This window comes from Cupriavidus metallidurans CH34 (assembly GCF_000196015.1).
In the GTDB taxonomy this organism is placed as follows: Bacteria; Pseudomonadota; Gammaproteobacteria; order Burkholderiales; family Burkholderiaceae; genus Cupriavidus; species Cupriavidus metallidurans.
Genome location: NC_007973.1, coordinates 3844584 through 3857422, shown reverse-complemented (window position 1 = coordinate 3857422; position 12839 = coordinate 3844584). Strand labels below are relative to the sequence as shown.

The following is a 12839-nucleotide window of genomic DNA, read 5'->3' as shown; positions in this document are numbered from 1 at the left end:
CTCCTTTCAGCGCGCGGCCGACGTCTGGGGATCGATCGGCGTCATCACGCCGCAGCGCGCCTCGATGGCCTCACCGGCGGACAGGATCAGGCTTTCCTGAAAGCGCCCGGCTACCAGTTGCACACCCATTGGCAAGCCTCCTGCCAATCCAGTGGGCACGGACAGCCCAGGCAGGCCGAGAATCGCCGTTGCAAGCAGCGGACTCTGCGCGTCGAGGATGTGGCGTGCGGCATCAGCGCCCTGACGGTCTGCGTCGATCAGGAACGGGCGTTGCCAGGACACGGGCATCAGCAGCAGCGGGTAGCGTTCAAAGAACTGCTGCCACTCGCGCAGCAGCGTGGTGCGTCGCGCCAGGGCGTTCATGTATCCGGCGAGATCCAGCGATGCTGTCTGACGCCGTTGGGTGCCGATGGCAGCGCGCACGGCATCGTCGCCGTCACGCTCGATGATGTCGCCCAGGCCAGCGGCCAGTTCGTTCATCGTCAGTGCCAGCCACAGGTCGGTCGCCTCCTGGAATCGAGGTGGCACGACTTCCTCGATCACGCAGCCGGCATCCTCGAGCCAGCGAGCCGCCTGCCTTACGGCGGCCGTGACCGCTTCGTCAGCCGTGAAGCCCGGCAGGGTCGCGCAGACGGCAACGCGTGTCGGAAAGGTCTTGTGAGCGCTACCAACCGAGGCCGAAGCCTGCCAGGGGTCACGGCTGTCCGGCGCGGCCATCGCGGTCAGCGCCAGACGCAGGTCGCGTACCGTGCGCGCCAGCGGCCCCTGCACGGACGATAGCTGCGCACCCATCGTGCGCTCACGCAACTGCGAGGGATTGAAGGCCGGCACCAGACCCTGTGTCGGGCGCAGCCCGGCAACACCGCAGGCATAGGCCGGATAGCGAATCGAGCCGCCCTGGTCATTGCCGTGCGCAATGGCGCCGATACCGGCCGCCACCGCAGCCGAGGCACCGCCGCTGGACCCGCCCGGTGTATGGCTGGCGTTCCACGGATTGAGGGTACGGCCATGCAGGTCGTTGTCAGTGAACCAGCGCAGCGAGAATGCCGGCGTGTTGGTGCGGCCGATGATCACGGCGCCGGCCTTGCGGAGATTGGCAACCACCGGGCTGTCCACGCTGGCCACCGTGTCCTGGAACGCCACCACGCCATTGGTCGTGGCACGGCCCGCCATGTCGACGTTGACCTTCACCGTCACGGGAACGCCGTGCAGCGGCCCAAGCAACTCGCCCCGGGCCAGCGCCGCATCGGCGTCGGCCGCTGCCTGCATCGCCTCGTACGCCAGCACGTCGACGACGGCATTGATCGATGGATTGACCGCATCCAGTCGGGCCAGGCTACTGGCAACAACCTCCACCGACGATACCTCGCGCTTTGCGATCTGGCTGGCCGCCTCGGCCGCGCTCCAACGCCACAGCTCGTTGCTCATACGTCTGTCTCCTGTTTCCGTGTTTTGAGTTTTGTGTTCGGCCGCCTGTGGGGCTGACGGCACGTCGGAGAAAGACTAGTCCGCTATGATGCATACCAAAAGACAATACTTTTCCGATGGTGACCACTAAAAGTTGTCATCGTTTGCGGTGCGGCAGGTCACCTGCCCTGGGGAGACAACACACATGCGAGACCATCAACTGAAGGCGTGGCTGCGGCTGGTCGAAACCGGCAGCATTCGCGGCGCCGCGCGCAGTCTGCACCTGAGCCAGGCAGCGATTACGAAGGCCATTCGGGAACTGGAAGAAGACCTCGATGCGCCGCTGATCGTCAGAAGCTCGCGCGGTATCACGCTCACCGAGTGCGGTCGCCAGCTGACCGTCCGCGCGCGGCAGTCGCAGAACCAGCTTACGCTCGCGCGCCAGGACATCCGTCAGTTGATGGGCGGCGAAAAAGCCCGCGTGTCGGTCGCGGTGACGCCGATGGTGTTCCTGAGCGTGCTCCCCGATGTCCTGCGAGATTTCAGGCGCAGCATGCCGCTGGCCGACCTGACGCTCGAAGAGGGCCTGATGCCCGCGGTATTGCCCGCGCTGCGCGCCGGCACGGTCGACTTCGCGATTGCCGCGCTGATTCCGGAAACGCTGGGCAGCGAGTTCGATTTCGAGCCGTTGAAGACGCTCGACGTCATGATCGCGGGCCGCCGTGGACACCCGCTGGCCAACGCCACGCGCTGGGAAGAACTGGTGGAGTGCGACTGGCTGATGCAGCTATCGCCAGGCAGCCAGCACACCTTCCTGCTCGATCAGTTGCAGCAACTCGGCCTGCCACTTCCCCGGCGCATCATCAAGACCAATACGTTCGGCGTGACGTCGAGTCTGCTGGTCAGCACCGATGCGGTGTCGACGATCCCGAGCAGCATCCTGAAGGTGGGTCCCCAGTCCGAGCAGCTCACGCGCATCCCCGTGGACGTACCGCTGCGGCCCCTGACGCTCGGCATTGTGACGCTGCGCGACAACCCGCTCTCGCTGGCCGCCACGCGATTCTCGAACCTGTTTCGCGAGGCACTGTCGCGCGTGAATCCGGCGCTGGACTAGTTCGCATCCCTAGCCGAACAGTTCCTCCGCCACCGTGGGATGCAGTGGCATCGTCGTCTTCAGATGCGCATCCTTCACGCCGAGGCGCAGTGCGACGGCAAAGGTCTGGATGATCTCCGGCGCGGCGTTGTCCATCAGGTGCGCACCCAGCACCCGTCCGCTGCGCGCGTTGAACACCAGCTTGAACACCGAGGGCTGCGCCACGCCGCCGAAGCGGTTCTCCAGCGACACAAACCGCTTGATCTCGGTGCGCACGCGATCGGCTCTGCCGCCGGCGGCTTCGATCGCCTGTGCCTCAGTCAATCCCACCGCTCCGATCGCGGGTTCGCTGAACACGGCGGTCGGCACGAAATCGAAATCGGCAATATCACCACGTTTGCCGAACAACCGATCTGCAAGCCAGCGCCCCTGCGCGATGGCTACCGGCGTCAGATGCAGATTCCGATCCATGCAGTCGCCGATCGCATGGATCGAGCGCACCGTGGTGCGGAACTGCCGATCGACGCAAATGCCGCCGCGCTCGCCAAGCTGCACGCCAAGCGCATCGAGCCCAAGTTCGGCGATGCTGGGCCGACGCCCGATCGCCGCGAGTACCGCCTGCGCGCGCACGGTCTGCGTGCGGCCAGGATTGTTCTGCTGCGTGTAGCAGACTTCGGTCGCGCCGTTGGCCTGCGACAGCATCGTCACGTCGGCCCGGAAATGGAGTCGCACGCCCTTTGCCGCGAGCGCCTCGGCCAGCGCGGCGGCAATATCGTGATCGAACTTCGGCAGCAGGCGATCCCCGCGCACCAGCAGGTCCACTTTCACGCCATAGCGCGAGAGAATCGACGCCATCTCCACGGCAATGTAGCCGCCGCCGATCACCGCGATGGATGCAGGCACGGTCTGCCAGGTGAACACGTCATCGGACGAACTCGCCAGCTCGCCGCCCGGAACGGGCAGGGCGAGGGGATGCGCGCCAGTGGCGATCAGCGTCTTGCGCGTGCGGATGATCTCGTTACCGACCACCACCTCGTCCGCTCCACTGAGCCGCGCATCGCCATGCAGGATCTCGACGCCGGCCTCATTGAGCCGTTGCGCGTACGACGCATTGAGCCGCGCCACTTCGGCATTCACGCGCACGCTGGCATCGCGCCAGTCTTCCTTGCCGCCGGTATGTGACAGGCACGTCGAGAGGATCGACGCCCAGTTCGCGCCATAGGAGAGCATCTTCTTTGGCACGCACCCGCGATTCACGCAGGTACCGCCAATGGCGTCGCGCTCGACCAGTATCACGCGTGCGCCATGCGATGCCGCGCGACGCGCCGCGGCCACGCCACCGGAGCCTGCGCCGATCACGACGAAATCCGCTTCACGCGTGGTGGGCCGCACGGAACGCTTGCGGCGCGGCACACGCTCGACAACCGGCTCCGCGCTAACCTCACTGGCGCGGCGCCGGGCTTTTGCCGTTGTCTTCGTGGTGGTCGCCGTTGATGCCTGACGCTTAGTCATTCATGCCTCCTTGCCTGGCAGCCCTTGGCCGCATTGCACATTGCACACACGATCGACCGGCGCCAATCTGGCGCATACCACTCAAGACGCCGGCAACAGTTCCTCTCTTATCTCGGGCCACTCGCGCAGAAATGTTTCCGCATCGCGGCAGCCCAGGTCGTACGCATGCGTCATCGCCTCGGGCCGGGTGTAGTCCCAGCTCGAAATCGGCACACGCATCGACGGTTGCAGATACAGGCGACGCTGGCCGTCCACCTCGAGCACGAAGCGGCGCGGGCGTGGATACAGCCTGGTCACCAGCACCAGCACATTGCCCGGCGTGGCATCGAGCGCATCGACGGGGACGTTGTCGACCAGTCCGCCGTCGAGCACCGCGCGGCCATCCCGGCGAAGTACTGGCGTGAACGGTGGCGTCGATGCCGATTGCAGCAGCAGATCGGCCAGATCCTCGGGCGACCGGCAATCCTGCGCGCGCACGAACTCCGGATGAAAGCCGAGCTTGCGGCCCAGTCTCGGATGCAGTGTCTTGAGCAGGTGCTTGTCGATGTTGTACGCGAGCAGTCCGGCCGCTACGGCCAGACGCGGGCCGCTCCAGCGCGGGATATGCGCGACGCCGATGCGAATCTCCGGCGCTTCCTGCAATCGCTCCAGACGGCTGTCGCCAAACAGCGAAAGCAATGCGTTGCGATAGATGCCGTAGTGCGGAAATACGCGTTCGCGCCGCAGCAGGTTGCCCCAGTACGCATTGCGCGAATTGTTGGCCAGCACCTCGCGGTAGTAGGCCATGGTCTGCTTCGAATCATTCGCGTAGACCATGCACGCCGTCGCCGCGCCCGCCGAGATGCCGGCGATCACGCGCGGCCTCAGTTTCAGCTCTGGCTCCACGGTGTCCCACCATCCGGCCTGCCACCAGCAGCGGTTGCCACCACCAGCGAAAACGATCTGGTCGAACGGCTGCGCACTTGTCGAAGGGAGGGAAGTGGAGGTCGACATGCCGGCGTTCAAAGCAGCGCGTAGGTGGTAGTGGCCTGCACGGCGAGCTTGCCGTCCTTGCCAGTGAGTTCGATCTCGCCGAACACCACGGTCTTGCCGAGCCGCAACACGTTGGCGCGCACAAGCACATCGCCGTCGATCACGGGACGCATGAAGTTGGTGGTGAGGCTGACGGTCGTCATCGGGCGGAAATTGCCCAGGGCGTTCGCGATGGCGACGATCATCGCCGTGTCCGCCGCGGACATCAGCACCTGCCCGCACACCACGCCGCCGGCGTGGCGAAGGCTTTCGCTGAAAGGCAGACGCAGTGTCACGCCATCGGCATCGACGGCTTCGGCACGCAGGCCAAGCTCACGCACCCAGGGGGCCAGCACGCGTTCGAGCGTGGCGTCGATGTCGGCTAGCGTGAAAGTGGATTCGGGCACGATCCGTGTCTCCTCGGCGCACGATGTTGTTTGCGCCAATGATACAGGGGGCCGAAGCCCCCTGCCCAAACCCGCCGGGCCGCCCCGAAGGGCGGTACCTGGGATTTATGCCGCGTTGTCCGCTTCCGCGCGCGCGGTTGTACGGCTGGCGTGCCAGCGCAGCAGACGCGGGAGCACCACCACCGCCACGGTCATGGCCAGGATGGTTGCCGAGATCGGCTGCTTGATGAACAGGCTCCAGTCGCCCTGACCGATCGACAGCGCATTGCGAAGCTGCTTCTCGGCCATCGGCCCCAGAATCAGGCCGACGATGACTGGCGCGGTCGGGAAATCGAAGCGGCGCATCGCCATGCCGAGCAGGCCGATCACGAACAGCAGCAGCAGATCGAACCACGACTGGCGGATGCCGTACGCGCCCAGGCCTGCGAAGATCAGAATGCCACCGTACAGCAGCGGCGTCGGCACGCGCAGCATGCGCACCCACAGGCCGATTGCCGGCAGGTTCAGCACCAGCAGCATCACGTTGCCGATATACAGCGAAGCGAGCAGACCCCACACCAGATCGCCCGAGGTCTGGAACAGCATCGGACCCGGTTGCAGGTTGTAGTTCTGGAACGCCGCCAGCAAGATTGCCGTGGTGTTCGAAGTCGGGATGCCCAGCGTCAGCAGCGGGGCCAGCGTGGCGGTCACCGCGGCGTTGTTGGCGGCCTCGGGGCCAGCCACGCCTTCGATCGCGCCAACGCGGCCGAACTCGTCCTTGTGGTCGGACAGCTTCTTCTCAGTGGCATACGACAGGAACGTCGGAATCTCCGCGCCGCCGGCCGGAATCAGGCCGAACGGGAAGCCGATAACCGTGCCGCGAATCCAGGCCGGCACCGAGCGCTTCCAGTCCGACTTGTTCATGTGGACCGAGCTCAGTTTGTTGAACGTGCCTTCGGGCTGCGGGAAGAAGGCGTTGAACAGCGCCTCGCCCACCGCGAACAGGCCCACGGCCACCACGACAATGTCGATACCGTCGTAGAGTTCCTGCACGTCCATCGAATAGCGTGTCTGGCCGGACAGCGAATCCATGCCGATCAGGCCGATACCAAGACCCAGGAACAGGCTGGTCATGCCGCGCAGCAGCGACGAACCGAGCACGGCCGAAACGGTCGTGAAGGCCAGCAGCATGATCATGAAGTACTCGCCCGGGCCAAACTGCAGCGCCACGTCGGCAGCCACCGGCGCGAACATCGACAGCAGCACCGTGGCGATCGTGCCCGCTACGAAGGAACCGATCGCGGCCGTGGCCAGCGCCGGGCCGGCACGGCCGTTCTTGGCCATCAGGTTGCCTTCCATCGCGGTGACCATTGTCGACGACTCGCCCGGCGTGTTCATCAGGATCGAGGTCGTCGAGCCGCCGTACATCGCGCCGTAGTAGATGCCGGCGAACATGATCAGCGCGGCGGTCGGTTCCACCTTCGCGGTCAGAGGCAGCAGCATTGCCACGGTCAGCGCCGGGCCGATGCCCGGCAGCACGCCGATCGCGGTGCCCAGGAAGCAGCCCACCAGGGCCCACATCAGGTTAAGCGGCGTGATGGCCACGGCAAAGCCGTGCATCAACTGGTTCAGGGTATCCATGTTTCGTTCCTCCCGTTGGGGTGCGGGCTCAGAAGCCCGCTACCGGCAGCAGCGGCAGGTTGATGCCGAGCAAGAATTCGAACAGCGCCCACATCGGCACCGTGATGAGCAGGCCGATCAGCGCATCACGCACGATGCGGCGGCTGCCATAGCCACGCGCGACGCACACCATCATCAGCGTCGACGAAAACACAAAGCCCAGCGTGCCGATCAGCGCCATGTTGGCCACCAGCCCCAACGCCACCCACAGGAAGCCCTTGAAGTTGTGCGGCGCCGACGGCAGTTCGGCATCCTCTTCGGGCATGTTGCGGAAGCCGCCGCGCACGCCTTGCCACGTCAGCAGCGCGCCGCACACCGCCAGGCCGATGGCCACCAGCGTGGGGACGAAGCGCGGCGACAGGCCGGCATAGCCTTCATCGCCGGAAATACCCGGCAATCCGGCAAAGAAGAAGGCGGACACCGCCAGGATGGCGACGCCGATGGAGACGTGGGATGGTTTCATGATGGGGCTCTCGGATGGTCCTGCCACCCGCACGGTCACGGGGCCCGGTGACGATATGGTTTGTTTTTGGTGCATCGCAGGTGGCGGCACCGGGCCCCGTGCCGCTCTCCGCGCCGCCGGACATGACGGTCGGCGGCCGGGCGGGAACGACAGGGTGAAACGAACTTCCGCGTGCTTGCTGGTCGTCGGGGACCGCGGCTTGCGCGCCGGGCCCCTGTGGAGCGGTCTTACTTGGCGACGCCGAGTTCGCGCAGCGTGCCACCCAGGCGGGCGGATTCCGCGTCGACGAACTTGCCGAACTCGTCGCCGGTCAGCAGGAACGGCGTCCAGTCGTTCTTCTGGAGCGCGTCCTTCCAGACCGGGTTCTCGGTGCCCTTGACCACGGCGTCGATCATCGCCTTGCGCTGTTCGGCCGAGATGCCAGGCGCGCCATAAACACCGCGCCAGTTGTAGATCTCGACGTTGATGCCTTGCTCCTTGAGCGTCGGGATATCGGCGGTGCGATCCTTCGACGTCACGGCCAGCGCGCGCATCTTGCCGGTCTTGATGAACGGCAGGAACTCGGACACGCCAGCGATACCGACGGTCACGTGGCCGCCCAGGATCGATGCCGAGGCTTCACCACCGCCCTGGAACGGCACATAGTTGATCTTCTTCGGGTCCACGCCAGCTTCCTTGGCGATCAGGCCAGCCAGGATGTGGTCGATCGAACCCTTCGAACCGCCGCCCCAGCTCACGCTGCCCGGATTGGCCTTCAGCTGCGTGGTCAGGTCCTTGATCGACTTGATCGGCGAGCTGGCCGGCACCGTCAGCACCATCGTGTCCGCGAACAGGCGCGCGATCGGCGTGGCGTTCTTCAGGGTCACCGGCGGGTGGTTCGTCTCGATCGCGCCGACCATCACGGCGCCGGTCACGATCAGCGCGTTCGGGTTGCCCTTGTCGGTGTTGACGAACTGGGTCAGGCCGATGGTGCCGCCCGCGCCGCCCTTGTTGTCATAGGAGGCGCTCTTGGCCGCGCCAGCTGCCACCATTGCCGCGCCGATGGTGCGGCCGGTCTGGTCGAAACCGCCGCCGGGGTTGGCGCCGATCATGACCTTGAGGGAGTCCACAGCGTAGGCCGGAGCGGCCACCACGGCGGCGGCCAGCGTCGCGGAGGCGACGAAGGCGTGCGTGAAACGGGCGAACGAGCGATTCATCAATGCTGTCTCCTGTCTTTATTGGAATGTTGTGGTTGTACTGAGAGAACGGCCACGATGTATTTGGCCAGACTGCCGAAGGCATGGACATCGGCGATCATGGCCCGAATTCTAGATGGCCGAAACTGTCAAATGCCTGTCAAAACGTCAGCAAATGTGTTGGGGTTTACGTGGTGTTGTTTGCTTTGTCTGCCGTCGCAGGTCATTGCCGCTGTCGCATTTCGGCATCGCCGGCTGGGGGGAAATCTGATCTAAACATCTTTGACTTGGCGGCCGACATACATCTCACTACGATGGATTTCAGTTGCCTGCCGCACGGACGGAGCAATGACAAGAACGATCCGGACCGACGCACGACGATGCGAATCGGCCAACAAAACAGAAGTTTCAATGGGTGTTACTGGGGTCAAGATGGATACGATAATCAAGGCGTCGGACGGCTGGGTGCCGGAACTCGGCGCGGCAAGCGATCGCGGCCTGTGGAAAAGCACCATGGCGGCGGCCAACCAGGCACTGGAAGCGGCCAAGGGCATGCAGGCGGCCGTCAGCCAGTCGCTCAAGCTCCAGCGCAAGATCACCGCGCTGCGTGACGAACTGCACCGCATGGAAGCCGAACGCGATCTCTATCGCGATTTGCATTCCCGCACGGTCGACGAACTCAATCACACGCTTGACCTGAGCCCCGACGAATGGCAGCGCCTGCGGGCGGACAACGAGACGCTCCAGATCCGCCATCGCGCCTACAAGCTGCTGGTGCAGCACTACGCGCGCAGCGGCCTGGCGATCGAACCCGCAGTCTTCGCCGAGCAACGTAGCCGCGTTCAGCAACACATCCTGTTTCAGCGTCGCAAGGGTATTCCGGTGTCGGTCATCACCGCCGACGACATCGCATTTCTCGTGCGCTGAGTTGAAATGCGCAATGGATTTGCGCGGGGCGCACTTGCCGTATCCCCGCGCAAGGAGCTGGTCATGAGTTGCCTTGTCGCTGCATCGATGGCACCGCCGCACTTCCGACCGGCGCATCCGTCGCGCATACCCGATTACGCCCCGCTTCCTTGGCGACATAGAGCCGGCGGTCGGCCACTGCCAGCATGGCGTCGAGTGTCTGGCATCCGTCGGTCCCGGCTTCTGCAACACCAATAGACACGGTGAAGCGGATGCGTCCGTCGCCCGTGTCGGGCTGCGGCGCGTCGGGTGCCGCCTCGACGAACGCGGCTTCCACGGCCAGGCGCAGGCGCTCGGCCGCCGCCACGGCTTCATCCGACGACGCGCCCGGGAGCAGTACCGCGAATTCCTCGCCGCCAAGGCGGGCGGGAAAGTCAATCTCGCGCAAGTGCTTGCGCATCAGGTCCGCCATCGCCATGAGCACGCAATCGCCGCTGGCGTGGCCCCATTTGTCGTTCACGCGCTTGAAGTAGTCAATGTCGAGCATCAGCATGGCCAGCGGCGTGCCATCGCGCTGCCGGCGGGCCGTTTCCTTTTTGAACTGTTCGCTAAAGCGGCGCCGGTTGGCCAGTTGCGTCAAGGGATCGGTTTCAGCCATCTGCTGGAGTTTCCTGCCGGCGGCCAGATAGTGGTCAAACAGCAGCGTCACCACACGCAGCGTGACATACATCAGCACAGGCAGCAGGAACCAGATCGTCAGCAATGGCAAGCTGAGGCGCCGGGCCACTGTCGCATAGACATCGTATTCGTCGAGCGTGTCCACCATTAGCCAGTTGCCGGCATTGCCCACGCGCTGGAAGTACACATACTGGCCGTTGACGTGCCGCATGCCCGTGCCTTGCGAGATGAGGTCCGACACGGGTGTATTGCGGAGGTCCCCGGCGAAATCGTCAGGCCAGCGCAAATTGGTCTTGCCTCCGGTCTGACTCGAGACGATTACATTGCCATTACGGTCCAGCAGGTAGCGATGAGACCCCAGGATCTCCGGCAAGCCAATCAGGTCACGCAGACGGCGAATCTCCAGGTCCACGGCCACCACGCCGCGGAAGCGTTGCGCGACGTAGACCGGCACGCTCAGTGTCGTGCGCAGCTGCGTGCTTTCGAACTGCGTGTAGACCTGTGCCCAGCGCATCTCGTGGCTGGGGTCGCGATCGGGAAGCAGGCTGCGGTAATAGTCGATCCCGCTGAAGCGTTTGATCAGGGCAGGAGCCCTGTCCGGTGGCAACGCGGGATATGTCACGTAAAAGCCGTTGCTCGAGATGAACGTCACCGTGCCATCGGGACGGTCGCTGCGCTGGCTGACACCCAGCACATGGCTGAGCTGACGCGCGGCCAGCAGATCCGCCCGCAGGTCCTCGTCGCGGCGTTCGAAACCTTGCAGTCCTTTCAGGATCTGGGGCGACACCCCCACGATCGGCGCGTCGCCAAGTGGTACCTGCAATTCCCAGACAGGTTCATTGCGTGCCGCATAGGCACGTTCGATATCGCCGTCAGTGGACGCTTTCGTACCCTGCTGGAGTTCGAGAAGCTGCTGCGCGTAATCGCGCACGAACGATAACTTGAACCGTTCCGCATTGATAACCGCTTCCGCGCCAAGTGCGCGCAGCACCAGATCGTGTTGATGCAGGATCAGGACGCGCTCGCGCAGCAGGTAAAGGTCGCGCATCGCCACGACAAGCATCAGCAGCATCGCCAGGCCAAATCCCACCACCACCACGCGCTGCGGATATATCAGTGCCGCGCGCGGCAGCCAGCGCGGCCGCGGAAGCAGTTTGTGCCATGCCATTGGACGTCTCCGGCAAGCCCGCATCTTGCGGGTACTGCGACGACGGATTCAGGAATGATGGTACCGATATGCTGGCACAGTGTAGAGCACACGACGACGTCTGGTGCACGGGAGACGAACGTCTTGCGCCTGATTCAACCGCTGTCAGGTGCTTGCAGGCTCGGTTCGGAAATAGAGCAGGGCGATGGCCGGCAAGGCGAAGCCGATCCAGCTCGCCAGCGGCCAGCCGGCACGCGCATAGGCCCATGCGCCAACCGACGAGCCGATCGCACCGCCAACGAAGAAGATGGCCATGTAGAGCCCATTCAGGCGGCTGCGATGTTCCGCGGACAAAGAGAAGATCGCGCGCTGCCCGATCACCAGGTTGGCCGACACGGCAAAGTCGAGCACGACGGCCGCGACGGTCAAGGCCGCCAGTGACATGAGCGAACCTTCGACGCCGATGCGGCTCAGCAGGAAGGAGCCTGCGCCCAGCGCCAGTGCGATGGCAGTCATCTGGCGGCTGTGGCCACGATCGGCATAGCGGCCGGCCATCGGCGCGGCAATCGCGCCGGCCACGCCCACGAGCGCGAACACGGCGATGCCGGTCTGGGACATATGGAAAGCGGGCCCGGCCAGGTACAGCGGCGTGGTGGTCCAGAACAGGCTGAATACGCCGAACATGCTCGCCTGATACATCGCGCGCCGCCGCAGCACCGGCTGCGTGCGCAACAGGTGCCCCATCGAACCAAGCATCTCGACATAGTTCACGCCGGGCGCCGGCTGGCGCTGCGGCAGCTTGCGCGACAGCACCACGCCAAGCAGCACCATGGCCACGGCCGACGCGGCGAAGATCGTATGCCAGCCGAACAGGTCCGCCACCAGGCTCGATACCGGGCGCGCCAGCATGATGCCCATCAGCAGGCCGCTGGTCACGTTGCCGACGGCCCGGCCGCGCGCATGTTCGGGCGCGAGGTGTGCCGCGAACGGCACCAGTACCTGCACAGCCACCGAGCACAGGCCTATCGCGCAGCCAGCGATCAGGAAGACGCTCGCGTGCGTAGCCAGCGCTGCCGCGACCAATGCCACCGCACAGCCGGCGATCAGCGCCAGTACAAGCTTGCGGTTCTCGACGATATCGCCCAAGGGCACCAGCAGCAGCAGGCCCACGCAATAGCCGATCTGGATCAGCGTGACGATCAGGCCGGCGATCTCGGGAGAAAGCTCGAGCGCCCGCGCGATCGGACCAACCAGTGGCTGGGCGTAGTAGAGGTTGGCGACGATCATGCCGCACGCGGTGGCCAGGAGGGGAGTGATCCAGGCGGCAGGGGCGTCGGCGCGTTGGGCGGTGGCGGATGTCATGGCCGCCGATTCTACCGGG

11 protein-coding genes are annotated in these 12839 nt (G+C 65.0%); 2 read left to right on the top strand and 9 right to left on the bottom strand.

The features are described from left to right. Positions 1-6: 6 nt before the first annotated feature. Positions 7-1428: an amidase family protein gene (locus RMET_RS17860; RefSeq protein WP_011517972.1), complete on the bottom strand. Its 1422-nt coding sequence runs from the start codon at positions 1426-1428 to the stop codon at positions 7-9. 184 nt (positions 1429-1612) lie between these two features. Here RMET_RS17860 and RMET_RS17855 point away from each other — a divergent pair, with 184 nt between their 5' ends. Next, positions 1613-2521 carry a LysR substrate-binding domain-containing protein gene (locus RMET_RS17855; RefSeq protein ID WP_011517971.1) on the top strand — a complete coding sequence of 303 codons (909 nt, stop codon included), beginning with the start codon at positions 1613-1615 and terminating at the stop codon, positions 2519-2521. A 9-nt stretch (positions 2522-2530) separates the two neighbouring features. On the opposite strand, the gene RMET_RS17850 is transcribed toward RMET_RS17855, so the two are convergent. The 6 genes from RMET_RS17850 to RMET_RS17825 form a co-directional block, all read right to left on the bottom strand. Continuing rightward, positions 2531-4012 carry a dihydrolipoyl dehydrogenase family protein gene (locus tag RMET_RS17850; RefSeq protein WP_011517970.1) on the bottom strand — a complete coding sequence of 494 codons (1482 nt, stop codon included), beginning with the start codon at positions 4010-4012 and terminating at the stop codon, positions 2531-2533. Between the two features lie 81 nt (positions 4013-4093). Then, positions 4094-5005 carry a patatin-like phospholipase family protein gene (locus RMET_RS17845; protein ID WP_011517969.1) on the bottom strand — a complete coding sequence of 304 codons (912 nt, stop codon included), beginning with the start codon at positions 5003-5005 and terminating at the stop codon, positions 4094-4096. Between the two features lie 8 nt (positions 5006-5013). Then, the gene (locus RMET_RS17840; RefSeq protein WP_008641008.1) at positions 5014-5430 is read right to left on the bottom strand and encodes a PaaI family thioesterase; all 417 of its coding nucleotides are present in this window, start codon (positions 5428-5430) and stop codon (positions 5014-5016) included. A gap of 105 nt (positions 5431-5535) precedes the next feature. Beyond that, positions 5536-7050, bottom strand: coding sequence for a tripartite tricarboxylate transporter permease (locus RMET_RS17835; RefSeq protein WP_011517968.1), 1515 nt, complete (start codon positions 7048-7050; stop codon positions 5536-5538). A gap of 28 nt (positions 7051-7078) precedes the next feature. Then, positions 7079-7552, bottom strand: a complete 474-nt coding sequence (locus RMET_RS17830) for a tripartite tricarboxylate transporter TctB family protein (protein ID WP_008641005.1) — start codon at positions 7550-7552, stop codon at positions 7079-7081. Positions 7553-7779: 227 nt separating this feature from the next. Beyond that, positions 7780-8748, bottom strand: a complete 969-nt coding sequence (locus tag RMET_RS17825) for a Bug family tripartite tricarboxylate transporter substrate binding protein (RefSeq protein ID WP_008641004.1) — start codon at positions 8746-8748, stop codon at positions 7780-7782. A 411-nt stretch (positions 8749-9159) separates the two neighbouring features. Between RMET_RS17825 and RMET_RS17820 the strand changes: the two genes are divergently transcribed. Continuing rightward, on the top strand, positions 9160-9654 hold the full coding sequence (locus tag RMET_RS17820) for a hypothetical protein (RefSeq protein ID WP_011517966.1): 495 nt from the start codon (positions 9160-9162) through the stop codon (positions 9652-9654). Between the two features lie 61 nt (positions 9655-9715). Here RMET_RS17820 and RMET_RS17815 read toward each other — a convergent pair whose 3' ends face one another. Both RMET_RS17815 and RMET_RS17810 read right to left on the bottom strand, forming a co-directional pair. Further along, positions 9716-11479 carry a cellulose biosynthesis regulator YedQ gene (locus RMET_RS17815; protein WP_011517965.1) on the bottom strand — a complete coding sequence of 588 codons (1764 nt, stop codon included), beginning with the start codon at positions 11477-11479 and terminating at the stop codon, positions 9716-9718. A 144-nt stretch (positions 11480-11623) separates the two neighbouring features. Next, a complete protein-coding gene (locus tag RMET_RS17810; protein WP_011517964.1) occupies positions 11624-12820 on the bottom strand; it encodes an MFS transporter in 1197 nt (398 codons plus the stop codon). Between the last annotated feature and the right edge of the window lie 19 nt (positions 12821-12839).

What these genes read in the sequence shown, in the direction of transcription:
- RMET_RS17860 (WP_011517972.1), bottom strand. Translation starts at nt 1,428, where the DNA reads ATGAGCAACGAGCTGTGGCGTTGGAGCGCGGCCGAGGCGGCCAGCCAG.
- RMET_RS17855 (WP_011517971.1), top strand. Translation starts at nt 1,613, where the DNA reads ATGCGAGACCATCAACTGAAGGCGTGGCTGCGGCTGGTCGAAACCGGC.
- RMET_RS17850 (WP_011517970.1), bottom strand. Translation starts at nt 4,012, where the DNA reads ATGACTAAGCGTCAGGCATCAACGGCGACCACCACGAAGACAACGGCA.
- RMET_RS17845 (WP_011517969.1), bottom strand. Translation starts at nt 5,005, where the DNA reads ATGTCGACCTCCACTTCCCTCCCTTCGACAAGTGCGCAGCCGTTCGAC.
- RMET_RS17835 (WP_011517968.1), bottom strand. Translation starts at nt 7,050, where the DNA reads ATGGATACCCTGAACCAGTTGATGCACGGCTTTGCCGTGGCCATCACG.
- RMET_RS17830 (WP_008641005.1), bottom strand. Translation starts at nt 7,552, where the DNA reads ATGAAACCATCCCACGTCTCCATCGGCGTCGCCATCCTGGCGGTGTCC.
- RMET_RS17825 (WP_008641004.1), bottom strand. Translation starts at nt 8,748, where the DNA reads ATGAATCGCTCGTTCGCCCGTTTCACGCACGCCTTCGTCGCCTCCGCG.
- RMET_RS17820 (WP_011517966.1), top strand. Translation starts at nt 9,160, where the DNA reads ATGGATACGATAATCAAGGCGTCGGACGGCTGGGTGCCGGAACTCGGC.
- RMET_RS17815 (WP_011517965.1), bottom strand. Translation starts at nt 11,479, where the DNA reads ATGGCATGGCACAAACTGCTTCCGCGGCCGCGCTGGCTGCCGCGCGCG.
- RMET_RS17810 (WP_011517964.1), bottom strand. Translation starts at nt 12,820, where the DNA reads ATGACATCCGCCACCGCCCAACGCGCCGACGCCCCTGCCGCCTGGATC.